The 24,829-nt window shown below is 60.0% G+C and carries 23 protein-coding genes; 12 read left to right on the top strand and 11 right to left on the bottom strand.

Going from position 1 to position 24,829, the window contains the following annotated elements; genetic code table 11:
• Window positions 1-71 precede the first annotated feature (71 nt).
• The 6 genes from pcaD to pcaR all read right to left on the bottom strand — a co-directional run bounded on the left by pcaD (window position 72) and on the right by pcaR (window position 6,256).
• Window positions 72-860, bottom strand: a complete 789-nt coding sequence (gene pcaD / locus QRN48_RS14200) for a 3-oxoadipate enol-lactonase (RefSeq protein WP_285351226.1) — start codon at window positions 858-860, stop codon at window positions 72-74.
• An 83-nt stretch (window positions 861-943) separates the two neighbouring features.
• The gene (locus QRN48_RS14195) at window positions 944-2,233 is read right to left on the bottom strand and encodes an MFS family transporter (protein WP_285351225.1); all 1,290 of its coding nucleotides are present in this window, start codon (window positions 2,231-2,233) and stop codon (window positions 944-946) included.
• 168 nt (window positions 2,234-2,401) lie between these two features.
• Window positions 2,402-3,604, bottom strand: coding sequence for a 3-oxoadipyl-CoA thiolase (gene pcaF, locus QRN48_RS14190; protein ID WP_285351223.1), 1,203 nt, complete (start codon window positions 3,602-3,604; stop codon window positions 2,402-2,404).
• On the bottom strand, window positions 3,601-4,380 hold the full coding sequence (locus QRN48_RS14185; RefSeq protein WP_285351221.1) for a CoA-transferase subunit beta: 780 nt from the start codon (window positions 4,378-4,380) through the stop codon (window positions 3,601-3,603). Before QRN48_RS14185 ends, pcaF begins: the two co-directional genes overlap by 4 nt.
• Window positions 4,377-5,237, bottom strand: coding sequence for a CoA transferase subunit A (locus QRN48_RS14180; protein WP_285351220.1), 861 nt, complete (start codon window positions 5,235-5,237; stop codon window positions 4,377-4,379). The genes QRN48_RS14185 and QRN48_RS14180 overlap by 4 nt, the downstream gene beginning before the upstream one ends.
• Before the next feature lie 176 nt (window positions 5,238-5,413).
• On the bottom strand, window positions 5,414-6,256 hold the full coding sequence (gene pcaR / locus QRN48_RS14175; protein WP_037017325.1) for a pca regulon transcriptional regulator PcaR: 843 nt from the start codon (window positions 6,254-6,256) through the stop codon (window positions 5,414-5,416).
• A gap of 825 nt (window positions 6,257-7,081) precedes the next feature.
• On the opposite strand from pcaR, the gene QRN48_RS14170 reads away from it, so the two are divergent.
• Both QRN48_RS14170 and QRN48_RS14165 read left to right on the top strand, forming a co-directional pair.
• A complete protein-coding gene (locus QRN48_RS14170; RefSeq protein WP_037014498.1) occupies window positions 7,082-7,279 on the top strand; it encodes a hypothetical protein in 198 nt (65 codons plus the stop codon).
• Window positions 7,280-7,516: 237 nt separating this feature from the next.
• The gene (locus QRN48_RS14165) at window positions 7,517-8,989 is read left to right on the top strand and encodes an inorganic phosphate transporter (protein WP_037014502.1); all 1,473 of its coding nucleotides are present in this window, start codon (window positions 7,517-7,519) and stop codon (window positions 8,987-8,989) included.
• Between the two features lie 75 nt (window positions 8,990-9,064).
• Here QRN48_RS14165 and QRN48_RS14160 read toward each other — a convergent pair whose 3' ends face one another.
• Window positions 9,065-10,555 (bottom strand): helicase HerA-like domain-containing protein, encoded by a 1,491-nt coding sequence (locus QRN48_RS14160; RefSeq protein ID WP_285351217.1) that lies wholly within the window; start codon window positions 10,553-10,555, stop codon window positions 9,065-9,067.
• A 208-nt stretch (window positions 10,556-10,763) separates the two neighbouring features.
• Here QRN48_RS14160 and gpgS point away from each other — a divergent pair, with 208 nt between their 5' ends.
• The 3 genes from gpgS to gpgF are packed head-to-tail and all read left to right on the top strand — an operon-like array spanning window position 10,764 to window position 13,640.
• Complete coding sequence (gpgS, locus tag QRN48_RS14155; protein ID WP_502944601.1) at window positions 10,764-11,876, top strand: N-acetylglucosaminyl phosphatidylglycerol synthase; 1,113 nt, start codon at window positions 10,764-10,766, stop codon at window positions 11,874-11,876.
• Window positions 11,869-12,648 carry an N-acetylglucosaminyl phosphatidylglycerol deacetylase gene (gpgD, locus tag QRN48_RS14150; RefSeq protein WP_285351210.1) on the top strand — a complete coding sequence of 260 codons (780 nt, stop codon included), beginning with the start codon at window positions 11,869-11,871 and terminating at the stop codon, window positions 12,646-12,648. The genes gpgS and gpgD overlap by 8 nt, the downstream gene beginning before the upstream one ends.
• Window positions 12,645-13,640, top strand: coding sequence for a glucosaminyl phosphatidylglycerol flippase (gene gpgF / locus QRN48_RS14145; protein ID WP_191943004.1), 996 nt, complete (start codon window positions 12,645-12,647; stop codon window positions 13,638-13,640). Before gpgD ends, gpgF begins: the two co-directional genes overlap by 4 nt.
• Here the strand turns inward: gpgF and QRN48_RS14140 are convergent.
• On the bottom strand, window positions 13,617-13,805 hold the full coding sequence (locus tag QRN48_RS14140; protein ID WP_191943003.1) for a hypothetical protein: 189 nt from the start codon (window positions 13,803-13,805) through the stop codon (window positions 13,617-13,619). The two genes, gpgF and QRN48_RS14140, sit on opposite strands and share 24 nt — an antisense overlap.
• Window positions 13,806-13,889: 84 nt before the next feature.
• Entirely contained in the window at window positions 13,890-14,741 is an 852-nt protein-coding gene (gene purU / locus QRN48_RS14135) for a formyltetrahydrofolate deformylase (protein ID WP_191943002.1), read from the bottom strand.
• Between the two features lie 351 nt (window positions 14,742-15,092).
• Between purU and mvaT the strand changes: the two genes are divergently transcribed.
• Entirely contained in the window at window positions 15,093-15,470 is a 378-nt protein-coding gene (mvaT, locus tag QRN48_RS14130) for a histone-like nucleoid-structuring protein MvaT (RefSeq protein WP_037014513.1), read from the top strand.
• A gap of 108 nt (window positions 15,471-15,578) precedes the next feature.
• On the opposite strand, the gene sbcB is transcribed toward mvaT, so the two are convergent.
• The gene (sbcB, locus tag QRN48_RS14125) at window positions 15,579-17,009 is read right to left on the bottom strand and encodes an exodeoxyribonuclease I (RefSeq protein ID WP_285351207.1); all 1,431 of its coding nucleotides are present in this window, start codon (window positions 17,007-17,009) and stop codon (window positions 15,579-15,581) included.
• A 234-nt stretch (window positions 17,010-17,243) separates the two neighbouring features.
• Between sbcB and QRN48_RS14120 the strand changes: the two genes are divergently transcribed.
• From QRN48_RS14120 to QRN48_RS14095, 6 genes are read left to right on the top strand one after another with little or no spacing between them, the layout of a single operon-like run.
• On the top strand, window positions 17,244-17,981 hold the full coding sequence (locus tag QRN48_RS14120; RefSeq protein WP_502944600.1) for an RDD family protein: 738 nt from the start codon (window positions 17,244-17,246) through the stop codon (window positions 17,979-17,981).
• Between the two features lie 13 nt (window positions 17,982-17,994).
• On the top strand, window positions 17,995-18,975 hold the full coding sequence (locus QRN48_RS14115; protein ID WP_191942998.1) for a stage II sporulation protein M: 981 nt from the start codon (window positions 17,995-17,997) through the stop codon (window positions 18,973-18,975).
• Entirely contained in the window at window positions 18,962-20,569 is a 1,608-nt protein-coding gene (locus QRN48_RS14110) for a DUF4129 domain-containing protein (protein WP_285351203.1), read from the top strand. The genes QRN48_RS14115 and QRN48_RS14110 overlap by 14 nt, the downstream gene beginning before the upstream one ends.
• A complete protein-coding gene (locus tag QRN48_RS14105; protein WP_285351202.1) occupies window positions 20,566-21,786 on the top strand; it encodes a DUF4350 domain-containing protein in 1,221 nt (406 codons plus the stop codon). Before QRN48_RS14110 ends, QRN48_RS14105 begins: the two co-directional genes overlap by 4 nt.
• Complete coding sequence (locus QRN48_RS14100) at window positions 21,783-22,856, top strand: AAA family ATPase (RefSeq protein WP_285351200.1); 1,074 nt, start codon at window positions 21,783-21,785, stop codon at window positions 22,854-22,856. The genes QRN48_RS14105 and QRN48_RS14100 overlap by 4 nt, the downstream gene beginning before the upstream one ends.
• Complete coding sequence (locus tag QRN48_RS14095; protein WP_285351199.1) at window positions 22,853-24,208, top strand: DUF58 domain-containing protein; 1,356 nt, start codon at window positions 22,853-22,855, stop codon at window positions 24,206-24,208. Before QRN48_RS14100 ends, QRN48_RS14095 begins: the two co-directional genes overlap by 4 nt.
• Before the next feature lie 11 nt (window positions 24,209-24,219).
• Here the strand turns inward: QRN48_RS14095 and QRN48_RS14090 are convergent, their stop codons facing one another.
• Window positions 24,220-24,579, bottom strand: coding sequence for a PilZ domain-containing protein (locus QRN48_RS14090; protein WP_037014532.1), 360 nt, complete (start codon window positions 24,577-24,579; stop codon window positions 24,220-24,222).
• Window positions 24,580-24,829: the final 250 nt, after the last annotated feature.

Raw genomic sequence — 24,829 nt, 5'->3', positions numbered from 1 at the left:
TTTTTGGCCCGGCGCAGCGCCCGGCATAACAGGCAGGTGCAGCAAAACCATGCCGTTATCTCAGGACAGAGTTATCCCAGCAGGAAGTCCGTCACGCGCAGGGCAAACACTTCACCCAGTTCAACACTGGACAGGTGCGCTGCGTAGTAATCCGACAGCTGGCTGCCGTAAATGTGGTTCTGCAGGAAGTGCCCGTCCGCGACCGTAGTCACCGAATCGTGGCTGGCGCAGATGATCAGCGTGGGGACGTTGATCGAGCTGACTTCCTTGCGCAAGTCGGCGTCACGCACAGCGGCGCAGCAGGCGGCATAGCCCAACGGCGAGGTCGCGGCCAGCACGTCGGTGATGGCGGTAACTTTGTCGGCGTGTTGTTGGGCAAAGTCGGGAGTAAACCAGCGTCCTGCGGCGCCCGCTGCAAGTTCTTTCATCGCCTGCGCCCCGCCCTTCTCCACCAGCTCCAGACGCGGCCCCCACATGTCTGCGTCGCCGATTTTCGCGGCTGTATTGCACAGGATGAGCTTGCGCAGCCTATCGCTCGCGTGAATGCCCAGCCACTGACCGATCAGGCCGCCCATGGACAGCCCGCAAAAGTGCGCGCGCTCGATGTTCAGTGCATCGAGCAGCGCCAGCACGTCGCGCCCGAGTTGCTCGACCGTGTACGGCCCTTGCGTGACGAGGGACTGGCCATGCCCTCGCGTGTCGTAACGCAAAACGCGGAACGACTTGCTCAGCGCCGCTATCTGCGCGTCCCACATGTGCAGATCGGTGCCCAACGAGTTGGACAGGACCAGCACCGGCGCATCTGCTTCGCCATCCATTTGATAATGCAGCTCACCGTCTTCGAGTGATACGAACGCCATGGCAATGTCCTCTCCGTCAAACAAGCGGAATCAACGAATCGATCAGGGGTTGCGCGTGCCTTGAGCGGGCACGCGCGGCGGGATCAATGATCCTCGTGCAGGTAGGCCGGTTTCTTCGGCAGTCGCAGACTGAACAGGAAAGCAATCGCCATCATCGCTGTAACGTACCAGTAAAAGGTATTTTCCATGCCCATGTTCTTGAGGCCCAGAGCGACGTATTCAGCAGAGCCGCCAAAAATTGCGTTGGCCACCGCGTAGGCCAGGCCGACGCCCAGTGCGCGGACCTGCACCGGAAACATCTCGGCTTTTACCAGACCGCTGATGGAGGTGTAGAAGCTGACAATGGCCAGCGCCAGGGTGATCAGCACAAATGCGATGACCGGGCTGGTAGTCGTCTTGAGTGTCAGCAACAACGGTACGGTGCACAGCGTGCCCAGCCCGCCGAACCACAGCATTGAGGCACGACGCCCGATTTTGTCCGCCAGCATGCCGAACACTGGCTGCATGCACATGTACAGGAAAAGCGCGCCGGTCATGATGTAGCTGGCGACTTTGGGGTCCATGTGCACCGTGTTGACGAGGTACTTCTGCATGTAGGTGGTGAACGTGTAGAAAATCAGCGAGCCACCGGCGGTGTAGCCCAACACGGTAATGAACGCCGCTTTGTGATCGCGGAACAACGCGGACACGCTCCCGGCATCCTTGTTCTGGCGGACCTCGGCGGTGGTGGTTTCCTTGAGCGACCGGCGCAGGACGAGGGAGATGACCGCAGCCACCGCACCGACCACGAAAGGAATCCGCCAGCCGTAGGCTTTCAGCTCATCGGCACTGAGAAACTGCTGCAGGATGACCACCGTCAGCACGGCCAGCAACTGGCCGCCAATCAGCGTCACGTACTGAAACGAGGCGAAAAACCCACGCTGCCCCCGCAACGCGACTTCGCTCATATACGTGGCCGTGGTGCCGTATTCACCGCCCACAGAGAGCCCTTGGAATAAACGAGCCATCAGCAACAGGAACGGCGCCCATGCACCGATCGAGGCATAGGTCGGCAGGCAGGCGATGACCAGCGAACCGGCGCACATCATCAGCACGGAGATCATCATGGAATTTTTGCGACCGTGCTTGTCCGCCACGCGGCCAAACAGCCAGCCGCCGATGGGGCGCATCAAAAAGCCCGCCGCGAACACGCCTGCGGTGTTCAGCAGTTGTACGGTCGGGTCATCGGACGGAAAAAACGCGGGTGCGAAATAGATCGCGCAGAAGGCGTAGACATAAAAGTCGAACCATTCCACAAGGTTGCCGGACGAAGCACCGACGATCGCGAAAATTCGCTTGCGTCGTTCTTCCCCGGTGTAGTGAGTCGTTGTCATTATTATCTCCCCAGGTGTTAGTAAGGTCAGCCAGTCTAGGACATAACCTGCAACATTTAGACTTAAGCAGTTACGTTTGGTCATCACAAGGACAACCGCCCAAGTCCTCAAGTTGCCCTTTTCGCGGGACGACCGGATGACTCGGGCAATGAAGGACGAAATCTCGACTCAGCGCGCGATGATCAGCGCCAATCCTTGGCCCACGCCCACGCACATGGTCGCCAGCGCTGTGCTGCCTCCGGTCTTCTCCAATTGATGCAAGGCCGTCAGCACCAGACGCGCACCGCTCATGCCCAGCGGATGACCCAGGGAAATCGAGCCACCGTTGGGGTTGACCTTGGGTGAGTCGTCAGCGATGCCCAGTTCACGAAGCACGGCCAGGGCCTGGCTGGCGAAGGCTTCGTTGAGTTCGATGACGTCTACATCGTTGACTGTCAGCCCCAGGCGTTTCACCAGCTTGCGCACTGCTGGAACCGGGCCGATGCCCATCACGCGAGGCTCAACCCCGGCACTGGCCATGCCCAGCACGCGGGCACGCGCCGTCAGGCCGTGCCTCTTTACCGCGTCGGCAGACGCCAGAATCATCGCCGCCGCACCGTCGTTCAGGCCCGCCGCATTGCCCGCAGTGACAGTTTTGCCCGGCCCGTTGACCGGCTTCAGTCGAGCCAACCCATCCAGACTGGTGTCGGCACGCGGATGCTCATCGGTGTCGACAACTGTCTCGCCTTTTTTATGGGCGATGCGCACCGGAAGGATCTCGTCGGCGAAAAAACCGGATGCCTGAGCCGCCGCCGTCCGTTGCTGGCTGCGCAGGGCGAACGCGTCCTGGTCTTCCCGCGAAATGCCGAAGTCTTCGGCCACGTTGTCACCCGTCTTCGGCATGCTTTCGACGCCGTAATGCTCTTGCATCAGCGGATTGACGAAACGCCAGCCCAGCGTGGTGTCTTCCAGCTTCTGGCCGCGGCCGAACGCACTGTCGGCCTTGCCCATCACAAAGGGCGCGCGGGACATCGACTCGACGCCACCGGCAATCGCCAGATCCATCTCGCCACAGGCGATGGCGCGGAACGCCGAACCGACTGCATCCAGCCCGGAGGCACAAAGACGATTGACGGTTACGCCCGGCACGCTGGCCGGCAAACCCGCCAATAGCGCGGCCATGCGGGCCACGTTGCGGTTGTCTTCACCCGCCTGGTTGGCGCAGCCGAGGAACACTTCGTCCAGCTCCTGCCAGTTGACCGACGGGTTGCGTTCCATCAGGGCTTTTATGGGCAACGCTGCCAGATCATCCGCACGAACAGTCGCCAAGGCGCCGCCAAAGCGGCCAATAGGCGTGCGAATCGCATCGCAGATAAATACCTCACGCATCATGCTTCTCCCGGCGCCTGGCCATGGGCGGCTGCGGTCCGTGCTTCCAGGTCGCGCAGCGCTGTCAGTTCATATTCGGTGGGCGAGTCGGACACCACGACGTTTTCGGCGAAACGGATCCCCCAACCGGTGGCAGCGATTACTTGCTCGCGGGTCACGCCGGGGTGCAGGGTGGTCACGACGAATTCGTGCGTGCCTGCCTCAGGCTCCATGATGCACAGGTCAGTGATGATGCCGACCGGCCCGGCGCCAGGCAGCCCAAGCCGCTTGCGCGAGTCGCCGCCTTCGCCATGGCCGACCGAGGTGACGAAGTCCAGAGTATTGACGAACGTGCGCGGTGACTGTTTGAGGATAATCAACACCTCTTTCGCGGAACCGGCGATTTCCGGCGCCCCGCCAGCCCCCGGCAGGCGCACTTTCGGGTTGTGATAATCGCCGACCACGGTGGTGTTGATGTTGCCGAAACGGTCAACCTGCGCCGCACCCAGGAAACCGACGTCCACCCGCCCGCCCTGCAACCAGTAGCGGAAGATTTCACTGGTCGAAACAACGGTATCCGCCGTCTCGGCCAGTTCGCCGTCGCCGATGGACAGTGGCAGCACGTCGGGTTTCGCGCCGATGGGCCCTGATTCATAAATCAGCACCACGTCAGGGGATGATGTCAGCCGGGCGAGATTGGCAGCCTTCGACGGAAGGCCAATGCCAACGAAGCACACGGCGCCGTTTTTCAGCCGACGCGCTGCAGCCACGGTCATCATTTCGCTGGTGGAATAGGTCATTGGCTTGCCTCCGCCGCGTGGGCCAGCTTGGCCCTGAACGCACTGAAATCGGGTGTGCCGTGGATGTATTCTTCGATCCACGCGGTAAATGCCCCACGGTCCCTGGCGATGGCGTCCCACGCTTGATAGAAGCGGTTATCGCGTTCGTAATAGCCGTGGGCATAGGAAGGATGAGCGCCGCCGGGCACAACGCAAACGGCGCTGAGTGCCCAGGTCGGCAGCACGCAGGCGTTCATTGGCGCCTTGAGCTCATCGACGATCTCCTCGACCGTGACGATGCAGCGCCTGGCCGCCAGTGCCGCCTCTTTCTGCACACCCAGGATGCCCCACAGCAGCACATTGCCTTTGCGGTCGGCCTTTTGCGCATGGATAACCGTGACGTCGGGACGCACTGCCGGTACCGCCGCGAGCACTTCTCCGGTGAACGGGCACGTTACTGATTTAATCAACGGGTTGACCTTGGGCAGGTCGGAGCCGGCGTAGGCGCGCAGTACCGCAAACGGCAGCCCCGAGGCGCCGGCCACATACGCATTGGCGAGGTCGGCGTGACTGTGCTCTTCAATCTCCATGGAATGTGGCCATTGCCGTTCGACAGCGTCGCGAAGCCGGTGCAGCGAGCCGACCCCCGGGTTGCCGCCCCATGAAAAGACCAGACGCTTCGCACAACCGGCGCCGATCAATTGGTCGTAAATCAGGTCGGGGGTCATGCGGACCAGCGTCAGGTCTTTTTTGCGCTGACGGATGAGTTCGTGGCCCGCCGCGGTGGGAATCAGATGGGTAAAACCTTCCAGCGCAACAATGTCACCATCGTTGACGAACTGCTTCACCGCATCGTGAAGGGAAAGAATCGCAGCCATGGGGTGCTCCAGGTTCACACTCGGTTTGCGCGCCTTTCAAGGTGCACGTTTATCGGCGAGGTTATGCCTGGAAACAGGGGCAAACAATCCGATAATCGACTAAGTGTTCGATCACCGAACAGAGAGTGACGCGCCCGCTGCCACCGGACTCTCTGTTTATCAGCAGAGCCGTTTCGTCAGGTAAACAGTTGGGTGCTGAGGTCACGACTGGCGTCGAGCATGATCGGCAGAAACTTCTGCTCAAGTTCGTTGCGGGTGACCCGACCCGCGCTGGTGCTGACATTCAACGCGGCCAGTACTTGCCCCGAGGCGTCATAGACCGGGACGGCGATGGAACGCAGGCCTTGCTCCAGTTCCTGATCAACGATGCACCAACCCTGTTGCCGGACTTGCTGAAGGCATTCGAGCAACGCTTCCGGAGTGCGCAACGTGCGGCTGGTTTTGGGTTGCAGGTCCACATGATCGAGGTATTCCTGCAGCGACACATCATCTAGCGCCGCCAGCAGAATCCTGCCCATGGAGGTGCAATACGCCGGTAGACGCCCACCCACGGCCAGGTCTACCGAAATCAGCCGCTGAGTCGTGGCCGAGCGCGCAATATAAAGAATGTCGTCGCCCTCCAGCGTGGCCATGTTGCAGGCCTCGTGCAACTGATCGCTCATGCGGTCCAGATAAGGCTGCGACGAAACCGCGAGAGGCGTGGAGGACAGATAGGCGTGGCCCAGCGTCAGAACCTTGGGCAGCAGCGAGTAGGTGCGGCCATCTGTAGTGGCGTAGCCCAGTTTGATCAGGGTGTGAAGGCAACGACGAACCGCAGCCCTGGGGATTTCCGTGCGGTGGCTGATCTGGGCAATGGTCAGGTGGCGCTTGCGCTCCTGGAATGCCTGAATGACGGCCAGCCCGCGTGCCAGCGAGGTCATGAAATCGGGATCGCCGGTCAGCGCCTGAATCCTTTTAGCCGGAGACGCAACAATCGGCGGCGCGAGTGACGTAAAGGAGTTACGCAATTGATCGTTCATGCTGGCACCGTTCGTCGTGGCCGCGAAAGCCTTATAGGAAGCCACTCTCGCCTGTTTGAACACGCTCGGCAAGCCTGATTTGGGCGATTATCGAACGACTGGGCGATAATCGCAATTGACCAGTCGCCTGGTTGCTTATACCTTTCACGTGCCATATGTGGCTTCTTGGAACTACTGGTCAGGTACCCACTGAGAAGTCCCAGGCACGGCCTTGCTTAACCGCAAGGCCGTTTTTGTCTCTGCTGCGACAACTTAGTGTGTAAGCGAATAAATACACATCCGCTATTGGTGTAGTCATCCGCCGTTTATTTACGCCGTCAGAAAACTGTCTTGCTGAATCCAACAAACGAATCGTCAAGTTTCAACATCGGATGAACCTGTAACTTCGGAATCTTCGTACATAGGCAACGTATAAATCCTCAGTTGCCCGACTATGGCAGTCTCTGCTGTTGACTCGGTTGCACATCTTGGCGATAGTGGCCGTCATTGAGCCCTATAACGCTATGGCGTGTTTAACTCCCTCGCCTCACCAGGCATGGATCCAAACTCACGCAGGCATTGCCCGACTCGGACGCAATGCCCAGCGCCGGCAGACCTGCATCCAGGTCACTTGGCCATCCTGCAGGCGTTCAATAATGAATAAATGTTGCTACGACAGTTTTGTCGTTCCGGTGCACGTAGCCGCCCTTGGTTGAAAGTGTAATCGTCACGCGCAGGAACCCCTGCCCGATGATGAGTTCCGAGCCGGTAAGTTCCTCGGCAGGATTGGCACTTTCCCTTTCGGCGTTAGCGACGGAATTAAACTCGACCCGATCAGGTATTAACGTGACCAAAGATGAACTGCGCGCCGAATTAGAGCGCCAGGAACAACGCTACAAGGAAGTGTACGGCGGCGAAGTGACCACCTATGCAGCGCAACCCGAGCCGGAGCGCAAGCCATGGCGCAAGCGGGCAAGTCTGCTTGATCAAGCCTTCAAACAGGAACTGCAAAAAATGGAAGAGGAGCTCAAGGAAGAGCCTTGAGCCTGAGCCCAGGGGCCACGGGTGCGTCCAGCGGCAAGCCACGCGGCCTGGCAGGCTCGCCCCGATAGACTCGGCTATGCTACAGGGGCGCACGTCGCTCGGCTTCCGGACCGGAAGTCAACGGGCTGTTTGAACAGAAAATTCGTTGCAGGCTGCTACCAATGAGCGGCGTGCCTATCGATTAGTTTTTTTTCTGTCATAATCCCGCCCCCTTAAGACCGGGTCAGAAAACCTTCCATGATCGATCTATTCAGCGGACTGGATGCTTGGGTAATTGTGAGCTTGTTGCTTGCCCTGGCGTTTGTCCTCACCTTCGAGTTCATCAACGGCTTTCATGACACTGCCAACGCGGTGGCGACAGTCATTTACACCAAAGCCATGCCGCCCCATCTAGCGGTGTTCTTTTCAGGTGTGTTCAATTTCCTCGGGGTGCTTCTGGGTGGTGTCGGTGTGGCCTATGCCATCGTCCACCTGCTGCCGGTCGAGTTGTTGATCAACGTCAATACCGGTCACGGGCTGGCTATGGTCTTTTCGCTATTGGCCGCTGCAATTACCTGGAACCTCGGCACCTGGTATTTCGGTATTCCGGCTTCCAGCTCCCATACATTGATTGGCTCCATTCTGGGTGTGGGACTGGCCAACGCGCTGATCAACCACATCCCGCTGGGTGAAGGCGTGAACTGGCAGAAGGCGATCGACATCGGTGCCTCGCTGGTGTTTTCGCCCCTGGCGGGCTTCATCGTTGCAGGCCTGGTCCTGCTGGGCTTGAAGGCGTGGCGCCCCCTGTCGAAGATGCACAAGACGCCTGAGCAACGCCGCAAGCTCGATGATAAAAAGCACCCACCGTTCTGGAATCGTCTGGTTCTGGTGATCTCGGCGATGGCGGTGAGTTTTGTACACGGCTCCAACGATGGCCAGAAAGGCATTGGTCTGATCATGCTGGTGCTCATTGGTATCGTACCGGCGCAGTTCGTTCTGGACCTGAGCACCACGACGTATCAGATCGAGCGCACCCGCGACGCCACTTTGCACCTGAGTCAGTTCTATCAGCGCAACAACGCGACACTGGGCGAGTACCTGGCTCTGGGCAAATCCACGACGGGTGATTTGCCCGAGCGCTTCAGCTGCAACCCCGAGCAGACCGAGCCAACCATCGATGCCTTGTTGAACAACCTCAAAGGCGTCAACGACTACCATAGCCTGGCACCAGAGCACCGCATCGAAGTGCGCCGCTATCTGCTGTGCCTGGACGACACGGCACGCAAGGTCGGCAAGCTGCCGGCACTGGATGCCCGCGAAAAATCGGATCTCGAGAAGCTGCGCAAGGACCTGACCGCTACCACGGAATACGCCCCGTTCTGGGTCATCTTCGCCGTCGCACTCGCGCTGGGTATCGGCACCATGGTTGGCTGGAAACGTGTGGTACTGACCATCGGCGAGAAGATCGGCAAGCAAGGCATGACCTATGCACAGGGCATGTCCGCGCAGATCACCACGGCCAGCGCCATTGCGCTTGCCAACGTGTTCAGCCTGCCGGTTTCAACTACCCACATTCTGTCGTCCGGCGTGGCGGGGACCATGGTCGCGAACAAGAGCGGGCTGCAAGGCGGTACCGTGCGAAATATCCTGCTGGCATGGGTGCTGACCCTGCCCGCCACGGTTGCACTCTCCGCAGGATTGTTCTGGTTGGCGTCCAAAGCGCTGGCCTGACCCTGCTGACGACAAAAAAGCCCATTCACTGAATGGGCTTTTTTGTGCGTCGAACAATGGCTTTCAGCGGCCTGCCTAACGTCGTTTTTTGCTACTGCCCAGCAGCGACCCCATCAGCCCGCGCACCAATTCACGACCGATCTGATTGGCGGCCTGGCGCACTGCAGTTTTCATGGCCTGCCCCGCCAGCCCGCTCAGGAAGCCCCCTGCCATTTCGGCAAAACCGCCCTCTGACTTTTCTTCGGACGAGGGTTTTTGCGTCGCGTCCGACGCCCCGCCCTTGCGCGCTAAAAGCATTTCATAGGCTGACTCACGATCTATGGGCTTGTCATAACGGCCGGCAAGCGGCGAGCGGCGGATCAGTTCGGCTCGCTCGGCACCGGTAAGCGGCCCGATGCGCGATTGAGGCGGCGCGACCAGCACGCGCTGGACCCTCTCAGGCGTGCCTTTGTCCTGCAGCGTGCCCACCAGCGCCTCGCCAGTGCCCAGCTCAGTCAGCACCGATAACGCGTCGAACTCCGGGTTGGGCCGAAAACCCTCTGCCACCGCTTTCAGCGACCTTTGCTCCTTGCTGGTAAAAGCGCGCAGGCCATGCTGAACCCGCAAGCCGAGCTGCGCCAGAATGGCGTCCGGCAGGTCACCCGGCGACTGCGTGACGAAATAAACCCCGACGCCTTTGGACCGGATCAACCGGACCACCTGCTCCAACCGGTCTTGCAACGCTTTCGGCGTGTCAGCAAACAGCAGATGCGCTTCATCGAAGAACAGCGCCAATAACGGCTTGTCAGCATCGCCTCGCTCAGGCAGTTGCTCAAAGAGCTCTGCCAGTAACCACAGCAGGAAAGTGGCATAGACCTTCGGCGCCTCGTGCACCAGCCGGCTGGCATCGAGCAGATGAATGCGCCCGCGGCCGTCGCTTGCAGGTTGCAGGATGTCTTCCAGTTGCAGCGCGGGCTCGCCAAATAATGCCTCGGCGCCTTGCTGTTCAAGGATCGCCAGTCGACGCAACAACGCCTGACTTGAACCTGTTGTCATCAAAGCGCTGTCTTCGCCGAGGACCTCGGGGTTGTCGCGCAGATGATTGAGCAACGCTTTGAGGTCTTTCAGATCGAGCAATAGCAACCCTTCCCGATCAGCGACCTTGAAGGCCGCGTAAAGCGCGGACTGTTGGCTGTCCGTCAACTCCAGCAAACTTCCCAGCAGCAACGGTCCCATTTCCGACAGCGTGGTGCGCAGCGGATGACCAGATTGACCGTGCACATCCCACAGAGTGACCGGATAGGCCTGGGGCTTATGATGGAGCCAGGGCATCCCTGCAATCCTTTCGGCGATTTTGCCTTGAGGTTCGCCGGCCGCGCCAAGTCCGCAAAGGTCCCCTTTTATATCGGCAGCAAACACCGCGACGCCGGCATCGCTGAACGCTTCGGCCAACCGCTGCAAGGTCACGGTTTTGCCGGTGCCGGTCGCGCCGGCCACCAAGCCGTGGCGATTGGCCAGACGCATCGCCTGCCCCACTGCCTGACCCTTCAAGTCAGCGCCAATAACGATCTGTTGTGAGTCAGGCATCTGTTCACCCAAGTGTCCCATTGATATTTCCGACAGCGTCATGCTGACACCGACCGTCGTGGCAGCGCTTCACATAAGCCCGAGCCGCCTCATCACTTTAGCGCAAGCGGCGTGACACTCGGCGAACGCGTCCACCGACGACCTGCAACCGAACATCTGTATCGGTAGATGGTCAACCAGAAGCACCAGACACGGACGGAGGTTCACTGTGCATATCGCTGACATGACCATGTTCTACGCCCCTGCCAGCGGTGGCGTGCGCACCTATCTTGACGCTAAACATCGTCGCCTGGCGGCCTACCCGGACGTGCGACACAGCCTGCTCATTCCCGGCCCGCAAAGCAGCCATGAGGACGGTGTGTACCGCGTCCCCGCGCCGCCCGTGCCGTTTGGCAACGGTTACCGTTTTCCGATACGCGTCGGGCCGTGGCGGGATGCGTTGCAATCGTTAAGGCCCGACCTGATCGAGGTCGGCGATCCTTACCTGACGGCCTGGGCGGCGCTGAACGCCCGCCGTCAGCTGGATGTGCCCGTCATCGGTTTCTATCATTCGGATTTGCCGCTGTTGGTGAGCAACCGGATCGGCGCGTGGCTAGGCGCGAATGTCGAGAACTACGTCAGCAAACTCTACGGCAACTTCGACCGAGTGCTGGCGCCAAGCGCTGCGATGGCGGACAAGCTGATCCGCCTCGGCGTCAAAGACGTGCATGTGCAGCCACTGGGGGTCGACCTGCAGACCTTTCACCCCTCTCGCCGCGACCCCGGGCTGAAAACCGAACTCGGCCTCAGCGAAGAAACCCGGCTGCTGATGTTCGCCGGTCGCGGATCCAAAGAAAAGAACCTGCCAGTTTTGCTCGATTGCATGAAGGCTCTGGGCGCTGGCTATCACCTCCTGCTGGTGGGCTCGCACATGCCCGCTGGCGTGCCGGACAACGTGACCGTGATGGGCGAGGTCCGACCGGCCGTTGAGGTCGCACGCCTTTTGGCCAGCGCTGACGCATTGGTGCACGCCGGCGACCAGGAAACCTTCGGCCTGGTGGTGATCGAAGCCATGGCCAGCGGTATCCCGGTGGTAGCGGTAGAGGCAGGGGCATTCCGCGAGATCATTCCCGAGCGTTGCGGATTGCTCTGCGAACCAAACCACCCGATTGCAATGGCCGCCGCGGTTCGTCAATTGTTCAGCACGGATGTCGCAGCAAGAGGTGCGGATGCGCGGCGTCATGTCAAGGCGCATTACGCGTGGGATAACGTAGTCAACGGCCTGCTTGGCCATTATCGGGCAGTGCTTGACGCCCATCAGCCGGTCTACGCTCATGGTTGAACACTCTATAAATGCACAGCGCAGCGTGATGCTGGTCCTTCATGACGTGGCACCCCAGACCTGGCCGGATTACCGCCCCTTTGTGGAAGCCGTCGATGCGATGGGCAATATCCCTATCACTTGGCTGGTGGTGCCTGATTTCCACAAGCAGGACCGAATCGACGCCAATCCTGACTTTCAGCAACTGATGCACCAGCGTCTGGCCCAAGGCGATGAGTTGGCGCTACACGGCTATTACCACTGCGATGACAGCCCTCCTCCGCGAACCCCTCAAGGCTTCTTCATGCGGCGTATTTACACGTGGGAAGGCGAGTTCTATACCCTGACCGAGCAACAAGCGTTGCAGCGACTCGAAGCCGGCATCGAAGTGTTCGCACGCAACGAATGGCCACTGCACGGATTTGTCGCCCCCGCGTGGCTGATGAGCGACGGCACACGCAATGCACTGCGAAAACTGCCTTTGGACTACACAAGTGATGCCCAACACTTGTATCGTTTGCCGGACTTTTCCCGGATCGATGCGCCGGGTATCGTCTGGAGCGCTCGCAGTGCCTGGCGCCGAGGCGTATCAAAAATCATCAGCGACCATCGCGAGGCTCATTTGCAAAACGCCGCAACGCTCCGTCTGGGGCTTCACCCCGTCGACATGCGCCATGAATTCTCTCGCCGTTACTGGCTGCAAGTCCTTGAGCGCCTGCTGGATAAAGGCCGCAAGCCGATGACCAAATTTGCGTGGCTGCAAGGCTTGAATGTCTCCAGGTCCGTGGCGTGAGGCGATTAGGCTGGCTCGCAGCAGCACTGATTCTCGCCCTGCTCATTCCGTTTTTCATGGGCGGGGCGGACATGTTCCACCGCCTGCGCAACTTTCCGATCCTGCTGCTCATCGGCATGTTCGCCATGGTCTTGGTGGGCTGGTGCATGAACACCATGCGCCTGCGCCTGCTGCTCGGCGACAGCGCAAGCGGGCTCGGCTTGCGCAAAAGCCTGGCGGTGGTGATGGCGACCGAGTTCGCGTATTGCGCCACGCCAGGGGGCAGCGGAGCGCCACTGACGCTGGTCGCGTTGCTCTCGCGCAGCGGCATTGGGCCTGCGAAAAGCACGGCGGCCTTCGCCACTGATCAGCTGATGGACCTGGTGTTCTTCCTGATGGCGCTGATCGGCATTCTGATTTATGCCGTGTTCCATAAACTTAGCGAAAACCTCGAATGGATGCTGATAGCGAGCGCGCTATTGATCGGTGCCGGACTCTGCGCTTGCGCCGGTTTCGCGCGGTATCACCGACGAATCATTCTGTTCAACGGTCGGGTGCTTAAACGCTTGAAGCGCAAAAACAGTACGCGCATACGATGGGCGCGCAAGCTGCTGCATTTTCGGGACGCACTGGCTGAAACCTGGAAGATGCCCCACCGCATCCTGTTTCAGGTATTTGCATTGACCTGCGTTCACTGGAGTTTGCGTTACAGCGTGCTTTACCTGGCGCTGCGGGGGTTGAGCGTCAATATCGATTGGGCGTGGACGTTTCTGGTGCAGATGCTGTCGCTGAGTGCCGGGCAGTTCAGCCTTTCGCCGGGTGGGGCCGGCGCCGCTGAACTGACCTCCGCCGCCCTGCTGGCGCCGATGGTTGGCAAATCGACGGCCGCTGCCGCGATCCTGATCTGGCGGATCGTTACTTATTACTTTTATCTGGTGGCGGGCGGGCCGGTGTTCCTGCTGATGGTGGGGCGGCCGTTGCTGCACAAGTTACTGCGGATCAAGGCCGCCTGACTGTTCGTCTGGCTCTGCCGGCATCAGCTGCTTCCACAACGCTTCGGCCCCCTCGAATTCGGTGCCGTCCTGCGCCGTCATCGCATCGACGTCGTAACGACTCAGGCAGCCCTCCCCTACGGTCGGCGGGGCTTTGGAGGTGGCCTTGTCGAATGGGTTGCTCATCCTGGATACCCCTGCCTTTCAGTAGAACCTGCCGACCTGCCCGCCACCCGAAGCGCCGGCGCAAGTCCGGCGCAGCAATGCGGTTTAATCGAACACCACTGTCTTGTTGTCATGCACCAGCACACGGTCTTCCAGGTGCGCGCGCAGGCCGCGAGCCAGGACCATCTTTTCCACGTCCCGACCGAAACGCACCATGTTTTCGATACTGTCACGATGGCTGACACGCACCACGTCCTGCTCGATGATAGGACCGGCGTCCAGTTCTTCGGTGACATAGTGGCACGTGGCGCCAATGAGTTTCACGCCGCGCAGTGACGCCTGATGGTAAGGCTTGGCGCCAACAAACGAAGGCAGGAAGCTGTGGTGAATATTAATGACCTGATGCGCGTATTCGCGGCACAACTGCGGTGGCAGGATCTGCATGTAGCGCGCAAGTACAACTACGTCAGCTTCATGGTGCTTGACCAGGCGCGAGACTTCGGCGAACGCCGGCTGTTTGTCTTGAGGGTCAACCGGCACGTGGTAATAAGGAATGTTGTGCCACTCGACCATGCTGCGCAGGTCTTGGTGGTTAGAAATCACGCAGGCGATTTCGCAATACAGTTCGTCGCTGTGCCAACGGTGCAGCAAGTCGGCCAGACAATGGGACTCCCTGCTCGCCATGAGCACAACGCGCTTCTTTTGTGCGGAGTCGGTAATGCGCCAGTCCATCGAAAATTCATTGGCGATGGGCGCAAAGGCCTGGCGAAAACCTTCCAGATCGAAGGGCAACGAATCGGCGCGGATTTCATGGCGCATGAAAAACCAGCCGCTGAGACTGTCGGAGTGATGGCTCGCTTCGGTGATCCAGCCATTGTATGACGCCAGAAAGTTACTGACCTTGGCAACGATACCAACACGGTCCGGGCAAGCAATCACCAGACGAAAAGTGCGCATGTGAAAAACTCCAGAACTTCGCAAAGGCCGCCATTCTAGCGATTACCCGAGAACTGTGCAGTATTCCGATGCCGCTCATTTGCGGCGGCAAAAAAGCGCACCCCACCGCCGATAATGCACAACTGCTCCGGCGGGGCAATGACGGCGGATACACGGCGCCAGAAACTGCACTTGCAAACGGTAGGGTCATTGCGATCTATAACGTGACATGTGTATCTAAAACGGGGTCGTGTCTGAGGCTATTTCAAAATGCTACAGATAAAACTTTTCTTAAATGTTTACTTGCGTAAACACTCTGATTATTATGCGGCCATTGCTCATGCCCCTCACATCACAACATAGGTCATCCCCATGTCACTGATCAACGAATACCGCGCAACAGAAGAAGCCATCAAAGAACTGCAAGCCCGCCTGCAGAACCTGCAACAAGACGACAAACTGCAGAAAGAACTTGAGTTCGAAGGCAAACTGCGCACGTTGATGGGTGAATATCAAAAGTCCCTGCGTGACATCATCGCGCTGCTGGACCCAGAATCCAAAATGAAGGCACCACGTGGCGCTGCTGCAAAACCGGTCGGCACCAAGCGCGCTCGCAAGGTCAAGCAATACAAGAACCCGCACAACGGTGAAATCATCGAAACCAAAGGTGGCAACCACAAGACGTTGAAAGAGTGGAAAGCCAAGTGGGGCGGCGACGAAGTTGAAGGCTGGGCAACTCTGCTGGATTAATTCCAGGTAGGGCGTCCCCCATCGCGTAGAGATGTACGATCCTATTGAAGAACGCCAGCCCATGCTGGCGTTTTTTATGACTGTCCTTTAGTCACAGTGCCCGGTGGTTCAGAGTCCCAAGCGCTGTTTCAAATCCAGGGAGTATTCCTGCCACTGGGCGAGGACTTTGAGTTGCTCCGGAGTCGCTTTCAGTGAGCGCTCGACCAGTGCACGACTGAACGCCTTGAGTGTATTGGGCGCGCCGGCTTCGGGATCACTCAGGCGCAATCGGCAAAACGCTTGCCAGCGTTGCTGTTCGACAGCGCTCAACGTTTCGGCAAAGTTGCGGGCGCGATAGCGGAAGAGTAATTCGGGCAACCGCGCATCGTCGAACGGCCAGACATCGGTGGCCAGTTGCTGCGGCTCTGCCGTTCTCACCTGTTCGCAGAGACGCCGGTCGCGATCATTGATGAAGCCGTCGTATAACTGTTGCTCTGGGTCCTCGCTGGCCGCGAAGTTCTCACTCGAATAAACGCTTTTCAACTTGTCTTGCCAGATCGCTTGCCCGTCGTTTAACGCCGCCACTCGGGTTTTATAAACATCCATATCGATCTGCAGGCGCTGCCGATCTTCTTCACGCAGCACGCTCAGCGGGGCGATGACGGGGCACTTATTCACATGCAAAAGTTTGAGCGGAATCGGTAATTGGCCGTCGAGCAGATCCTCGCGGCGGGTATATAAACGCTGGCGCAAACTCTCGCCGTCTTCGTCCAGCAAAGGGCTGTGGTCATGAAAGAGGTCACATACGATCAACGCGTTTCGGTTGACCGGATGCCAGGCCAGCGGAAGTACCACGCTCACATAACTACGCGCGGCAGAAAACCGACCGGATATATGTACGAGCGGCTGCATCAGTCGAATCTGATCCTGCACCTTGTGCTTGTTGCGCAACTCAAACAGGTAACTGTAGAGCTTCGGTTGTTTGTCACGGACCAGACGCGCCAGCGCAATCGTTGCACGGACGTCGGACAACGCATCATGGGCATGGCCATGGTCGATCCCGTTGGCCGCGGTCAACCGCTCCAGTTTCAGCGTGACCCGTCCGTCTTCTTCCGGCCAGACAATGCCCTCCGGACGCAGCGCATAGGCCGTGCGCACCACATCGATCAAATCCCAGCGACTGTTACCGCCTTGCCACTCACGGGCATAGGGATCGAAGAAGTTGCGGTAAAGACTGTAGCGGGTCATCTCATCGTCAAAGCGCAGGGTGTTGTAGCCTGCGCCGCAGGTGCCGGGCCGTGACATTTCAGCGTGGAGCCGAGTCATGAAATCCGCTTCACACAGGCCCTTTTCCGCGAGCCGCTGCGGTGTGATCCCCGTGACCAGACAGGCCGCCGGGTGAGGCAGGATGTCGTCACTGGGCTGGCAATAAAGATTGATCGGCTCGCCGATCTCGTTGAGCTGATCATCGGTGCGAATGCCCGCCACTTGCAGCGGCCGATCATTACGGGGATTGATCCCGGTGGTTTCGTAGTCGTACCAGAAGATGCTGGAAGTCACGGGCTGATCCTGAACAAAGACCGGTCGAGTCTAACAGATGCCCTTATGCATCAGCCCTCACCGCCGCCTTTGGATCGCAGAGGATATCGCGACACAGTTTGTGGGAAAGTGACGGCGCTCAAGAGCAAGCAAGTTGTAACAGGACACTTCCCACGCATCTGCCAGAATCATCCGGTTGCTTAGCCACCTCCGCGTGGCTAGCATCAAACCTCTTTCACCGGCGTACCTTTATTTATGTCCCCCACGCGTGCAGAGCCCAGCATGACTGCCCCGCCGCCAGCGCTGGATACCCGCGTACGCATCGAAACGCCTGAAGGCATCGATCTCGTACTGCGCCCGGCCGGCGTCATCTCCCGCTCGCTCGCATTTGCCATCGACCTGATGATCCGTGGTGTCGTGCTCGGCACGCTGTTCTTTCTGCTGGGTACGCTGGGGGACTTCGGGACCGGGCTGTTCATGCTCGCGCTGTTTCTCGGAACATGGGGCTATATGGTGCTCTTCGAAGTACTGAACCAGGGGCGCACGCCAGGCAAACAGATCATGGGGCTGCGCGTCGTTCACGATGACGGCACACCGGTCGGCTGGGCTGCGTCGGTATTGCGCAACCTGCTGCGTTTTGTCGACATGCTGCCGTTCGGCTACTGTGTGGGTGGGTTTGCGTGCCTGCAGCACTCGCACTTCAAACGCCTTGGCGATCTTGCCGCAGGCACTTTGGTGATCTACCGGGACCTGCCTGCGCAGCGGCCGGCATTGATTGAGGCCACTGCGTATCTCCCGCCCTTGCCTCTCACCTTGCAAGAACAACGTGTCATCAGCGCATTTGCAGAGCGGCAAGGCTCGCTGTCCCCCGCCAGAGCTCAGGAACTTGCCGCGATCCTCACACAGCCGTTGCAGCTGTCTTCCACTGCAGATCCACATCACCCGGTCCGGCAGTTGAATGGCATTGCTCGCAGCCTGGTCGGTGCCCCATGACGCGGGAATCGGCATGAAGCAGAATCTGTTCGAGCAGCGCCATCAGGAGAGCTGGCAACGCTTTGCGGCACGGCTTGACGACCTGGAGCGCAGCCGCCGCAAAAGCGAATCTGCCGTCGGGTTCAGCCGGGAGTATCGGCAGATCTGCCAGCACCTGGCGCTGGCGCTCGACCGCGGATACACAAGCTATCTGGTTGAGGAGCTCCAGCAGCTTGCGACGCGCGGCCACCAGCAGCTGTATCGCCATAGAAGCCACTTCGCCGTGCAATTGCTTGGCTTTGTCCTCGCGGAGTTCCCGCGTGCGGTGCGTGCCGAATGGCGCTGGGTGGCGCTCGCCGGGCTGTTGTTCTTCGGCAGCCTTATGCTCATGGGGCTTCTGGTCTACGGTTCTGCGGACCTGATATACAGCCTGGTCAGCCCCGCCGATGTCGCTGAAATGCATGCCATGTACGAACCCGCTGCACGGCGCATCGGCCAGGTCGTCGAGCGCACGTCGAGTACCGACGGGTTGATGTTCGGGTACTACGTCATGCACAACGTCGGCATCGCTTTCCAGACATTCGCCAGCGGTGTGTTCTTCGGTATCGGCAGCCTGTTTTTTCTGTTCTTCAACGGCGTAATGATCGGAGCGGTTGCAGGCCATCTGACGCAGGCAGGCCTTGGCAATACGTTTTGGCCGTTCGTGGCGGGGCACAGCGCCTTTGAACTGACAGGCATCATGCTGGCGGGCGCTGCCGGGCTGAAACTGGGCTGGGCGCTGGTCTCTCCCGGCCGCCTGCGCCGAAGTGAAGCCCTTCGCGGCGCTGCAGTCATCAGCGTGCGACTGATCGGCGGCGTAATGATGTTCCTATTGATCGCGGCGTTTATCGAAGCGTACTGGTCGTCGATGACCTGGCCGTCAGCGGGGGCTAAATATCTGGTGGGTGCCGCGCTGTGGTTGCTGGTCTGCACCTATCTGACTCTTGCCGGACGCACGCCCCATGCGCCTGATTGACGCCAGCGTGGCCATTCGCCCGCGCACACCCTGGGAAGCCCTGGACCTCGGAGTACTGCTGGCTCAGAAGCACCGCACCTTGTTGATGCTCAGTTGGGCCATTGTCACGTTGCCTCTCTTCACGCTGCTGACGGTGCTGCTATGGGACTACCCCTCGCTGGCAATCCTCGTATTCTGGTGGCTGAAACCTGCGTACGAGCGTCTGCCGCTGCTGATCCTGTCGCAGGCACTGTTTGGTTCGGCACCTTCTTTGAAGCAGGCACTGAAACACTTCCCCTCGGTGCTCAAGCCGCAATTGATTGCAAGCCTGACCTGGCGCCGTTTCAGCCTCAGCCGCGCCTTCTTTCAGCCGGTGCAACAACTCGAAGGCCTCGACGGCCTGCCGCGTGCGCATCGCCTGGCCGTGCTCGGCCAAAACAACGTCATGATCGCGCGATGGTTAACTGCGGCGGGCAGCGCGATCGAACTGACCTTCTGGCTCGGACTGATGGTGCTGTTCTACGCGATGATCCCGCCGCAGATCGAAGCGGACTGGTCCTGGCGCAGCCTGCTGGACGTTGAAGGTGAGTGGAACTGGCTGGAGCATCTGACCAACGGGTTTTATGCTCTGGTACTGGTCGTCTGGGGGCCGGTTTATGTCTCGTGCGGGTTTGCGCTTTACCTTAATCGGCGAACCACGCTGGAGGCATGGGACATTGAACTGGGGTTTCGCAAACTCCGGCAGCGTGTCCTTGGCAGCGCGCTGACGATCCTTTTGAGCAGTTTTCTCACTGTGGCCTTGCTGCCCGTTCCGGCAATGGCGGACTTATCAGAGGCCGAAGCGGTTCCCGCCGAGTCGGGCTACAGCTGCCCGCTGCCCCCACTGGATAACCCACAGACCGACCTCGACGCAGCACCGCCGGATTCGCCGCGCCTGCTTGCCCAGCCCTTGACCAGCGAGGCATCACGGGGCGCTGTCCACTCAGTGCTGGAGCAACCCCCCTTCAAGAACCCGAAAGTGGAGTCCGGCTGGCGCCTCGCGCAGACCGGGCACCGTGCTGGTTCCAGGGCGACGCCTGACTGGATCGCGCAGCTTGTGGTGAGCCTGCTGAACGTAGGTAAAACCCTGTCGGCGGCATTCGAGGTGTTGTTGTGGTCGCTGCTCGTCCTGACGTCCGCGTGGGTAATCTGGCGATATCGGGCATGGCTGGCGACGTTCGTCGGAAGAACTCCGACCAGACGTGCCCGCTCCACGAACGCCCCTCAGCAACTGTTCGGCCTGCAACTTCGCGCTGAGACCCTGCCGGCAGACGTCGCAGCCGCAGCCGAGAAACTCTGGCTTACGTCGCCTCGCGAGGCTTTGGGCCTGCTGTACCGGGCGCTGCTGAGCCGCCTGGTGACCGACTACCGCCTGCCTCTTAAAACTGCCGACACCGAAGGCCAGATACTGGCGCGCATCGCCGAACTCAACCAGCCGAGCCTCAATGAATTCAGCAGCGAGCTGACGCGGCATTGGCAGAATCTTGCCTATGGGCATCAAACTCCGCCTGAGCAGGCGCGGCACTCGCTCTGCGAAGGCTGGCGGAAGCTGTTCACGCCCGGGGTCACGGCATGAGTCGGCGATGGATCATCGGGCTGGTCGTTATGCTGATGTTGGTGAGCGTGGCCATTGCCAGTGTCCCCCTATTCAAGCGTCTGGAGCGCTATCAGGAAACCGTCGATCAGGGTCCGTCTCCCGAAGCACGAGCCAATCCTTACCTCGCCGCGCAGACGTTTCTGCGCAAGCAAGGCATGGAAGTAAAGAATGCCCAGACGCTGACGACCCTCCCGGAGCTTGGCAAGCAGCCGCAGACACTGATGCTCCTGGACTCACGGGAAAACATGACACCTTCCGAGGTCAACCGCGTACTGGCGTGGGCACGTTCCGGCGGCCGGCTGCTGTTTGTTGCCGAGCAGATATGGGATGAAGACCGTGGCAACAGCGGTGATCTCCTGCTGGATGCGCTGCAGCTTCGCCAATTCCTGTCCCGAGACCTTCAAGAACAGGACCGCGAGCGGCAGCGCGCCCAAATCAAACCTGTCATCCCGCTGAGCGTCCCGGAACTTCAGGCTCCGGAAATGCCCTGGCCTGAGCTGACCCGACTGTACGTCCAGAACGAAAACGACCCGGCGTACATGAGCTTCGATCCGGCATTCCATCTTGATGACCCTGAGGACCATGCGCGGTCGTGGGCCAACAGCGCCGACGCCACGCATCTGCTGCAGATGGTTTACGGCAACGGGCTGATCACCGTGGTGACCGACGCCGAGCTTTGGAAGACCGACGCCATCGGTGGATACGACAACGCCTGGCTGCTCTGGTATCTAAGCCAGGACAGCACCGTCACGATGTTGCTGCGCACCGATCACGACAACCTGTTCGGCTTGCTCGGGAAGTACTTCCCCCAGGCATTGTTTGTCTTGGCGCTGTGTCTGGTGGCGGTCGTCTGGCGTGCCGGCACGCGCCACGGCCCGATGGTGCCACCCCATGATCGCGGGCGACGGCAGCTCAGCGAACACCTGCGTGCCAGTGCCGATTTCATCCTTCGCCGCGAAGGTCACCACGCTGCGCTGCGTGCCCTGCAACGGGACATCTTCACTCGCGCCCGGCAACGTCACCCAGGCTTTGAAACGCTGGCGGTGACCGAACAATGGCAAACACTGGCGCGCATGACAGGTCAGTCCACCAGCAGCGTCGGCAAGGCCCTACGACCCCGGCCCGAGCAGCGCCTTTCCAGCAGCGAATTCACCCGTCAGGTTGCCTACCTGCAAACCCTCAGGAATGCCTTATGAGCGATCAACCGACCGAGCCGAGCCACGTCACCCATGAGCTTCATCCTGGCGAGCCGACCCGGGATACAAGAGACGCTGAACCTCAAGCCGCTCCCACCAGTAATCCGGCGCAGCAGCGTCAACGGGCAATTCATCTGGCGCAGGCGGTGCGACACGAACTTCAAAAAGCGCTCATCGGGCAGGATGCCGTCATCGATGACGTGCTGACTGCCCTGATCGGCGGTGGCCATGTGTTGCTCGAAGGCGTACCCGGTCTGGGCAAGACACTGCTGGTGCGGGCACTGGCCCGGTGCTTTGGCGGCGACTTTGCGCGCATTCAGTTCACACCCGACCTGATGCCCAGCGATGTCACCGGCCACGCCGTTTATGACATGCAAAGCGAGCAATTCAAGCTGCGCAAGGGGCCGCTTTTTACCCACCTGCTGCTTGCCGACGAGATCAACCGCGCGCCGGCGAAGACCCAGGCGGCGCTGCTTGAAGCGATGCAGGAACGCCAGGTCACGCTGGAAGGCCGCGCCCTTGCCGTCCCGCAACCGTTTATGGTGCTCGCGACGCAGAACCCGATCGAGCAGGAAGGCACTTATCCGCTGCCCGAAGCCGAACTAGACCGTTTCATGCTCAAGGTGCGCATGGACTACCCTCAGGCGGAGCAGGAACTGGAAATGGTGCGCCAGGTAACCCGCTCAACGCGTTCCGACATGCTTGATGTGCAGCCATTACGCACGCTGCTGCAAGCCCGGGATGTGCAGGCACTGCAACGAATCGCCAGCGAGCTGCCGGCAGATGATCAGGTGCTTGATTACGCCGTGCGGCTGGCACGGGCGACGCGCACCTGGCCCGGCCTCGCGCTGGGGGCAGGCCCGCGGGCGTCCATCGCTCTGGTCAGGGGAGCCCGTGCGCGAACGCTGCTGCGCGGTGGAGAGTTTGTCCTGCCCGACGACATCAAGAGCTGCGCGCTGGCGGTGCTGCGTCATCGGGTGCGGCTCGCACCTGAACTGGACATGGAAGGGACGACCGTGGATCAATTGCTCAAGCAACTGCTGGATCAGGTGGCAGCGCCGCGCCGATGAAGTCACTGCTCACGCCGTCAAAACCCCTGCTTGGGTGGCTGGCCGTTCTGCTCGGCGTATCCCTGTTGCTCGGCGTGTTGCAGGCCCTTGGGCGAGGCCCGGTTGCAAAGCTGGATGGTCTTTTCTGGGTTCTGCTTTCGCTGCTGACTGTCGTGGCTGTGCTGGATGCGCTCTGGCTGTGGCGCCTCCCGTCCCCTCGGATCAAGCGCCATATGAGCAGCAGCCTGGCGATGGGACGCTGGAGCGAAGTGCGCGTTGAACTGGAACACGATTCACCGCGCGCCCTTTCGTTGTCGCTCTTTGATCACGGGCCTTCGGAGCCGCACGCACGCTACGAAACCGTGAATCTGCCGCAGCACGTCGTTTTGCGTCCGCAGCGCACAGCTCAGCTGACCTATCGACTGCGCTTCGCCAGTCGAGGTGATTTCTCGCTCGAGCAAACCGAAATCCATATCCGCAGCCCGTTACGCCTGTGGTTCTCCAGGCGCTATCTGCCAGATGTCAGCACCGTTCGGGTGTACCCCGATTTCTCGCGGCTGCACAACGGGCAGCTGCCAGGCGTCGAAAACTGGCTCAGGCAGATGGGTGTTCGTCAGCATCCACGACGGGGGCTGGGGCTGGAATTCCATCAACTTCGTGAGTTTCGCGAAGGCGACAGCCTGCGCCAGATTGACTGGAAAGCCACGGCGCGGCATCGCGCGCCCATCGCCCGGGAATATCAGGACGAACGCGATCAGCAGATCCTCTTCATGCTCGATTGCGGTCGACGCATGCGCAGCCAGGACGCAGACCTGTCGCATTTCGACCACGCACTGAACGCCTGCCTGCTGTTGGCCTACGTGGCGTTGAGGCAGGGCGATGCAGTGGGTGTTTCAACGTTCGCAGGGGATAAGGACCGCTATCTTGCGCCGGTCAGAGGCGCGAGCCGACTGAATGTGCTGTTGAACCAGCTTTACGACGTGAACGCGACCCAGCGTCCTGCCGACTACGCTGCGGCGGTGAACAGGCTGCTCGCGCGTCAGAAACGCCGCGCTCTGGTGGTAATGATCACCAACCTGCGGGACGAAGATGACGAGCAGCTGTTACAAGCAGTCAAGCAACTGAGCCGTCACCATCGCGTGCTGGTCGCCAGCCTGCGCGAGGGCGTGCTCGACGATCTGCGCCGGACACCGGTGCAGACGTGGCAACAGGCTATGGATTATTGCGGGGCGATTGAGACGGTCAGCGCCCGAGGGGAGCTGCATGATCGGTTGCTCGCCAACCGGATCCCGGTTCTCGACGTGCGCCCCAGTGAACTGGGGCCCGAGTTGGTGAGCCGTTACATGAGCTGGAAAAAAGCTGGCGCGTTATAAAGCGCCAGTCCTCAAGCGGAGGCTTCCAGCGAGTAGAAGCTGAAATAACGCTGCAACGCCTGGATCAGCACGAAGTATTCAGCCGGCGCTGTCTGCAAGCGAAAACCGGAATCGAACACCCGTGGGGTTTCATCTTCCTGGCACCAGAGGCAGCTCGCATCAATATCGATGTTGTACAAACCGTTCTTGCCGTCCGGTACCTTGAGGCGCAACTGAAAATCGGCCCCGACCAGAATGGGCAGATCACTGATCAGCATCAGACCCTGCTCCGACACGTTTCCCAGACAGCCCATCGGTCTGTCGGTGTACCGGTTGAACACTTGCAGGTAGTAAGGCAGTTGATGACGCTCTATTCGTCTTTCGTTCAGCATTCGGACACTCGCCCTGAGATGACCATTGAGCATGGCCGCGCTAGTGCTTTGGGATTCGCTCGCACGGAACTGCCAGACCCGTGTAATGCCAGAATCCATCATTGAAAAAACGATGACGTTCTCTGACTCAGCCGGCATGGGCAAAAGTCACTGCTGCCCATCCGATTTACCGATAAACGCAAACATCGCCATGCATTGAGCAACGACGGCATTCGCCACCGATGCTTAATACTTAGCTCCCTACCCATCG

This window comes from Pseudomonas sp. ME-P-057, assembly GCF_030208975.1.
Taxonomy (GTDB): Bacteria; Pseudomonadota; Gammaproteobacteria; order Pseudomonadales; family Pseudomonadaceae; genus Aquipseudomonas; species Aquipseudomonas lutea.
The sequence above is the reverse complement of the archived record's forward strand: the minus strand, read 5'-3'. Positions and strand labels throughout refer to the sequence as shown.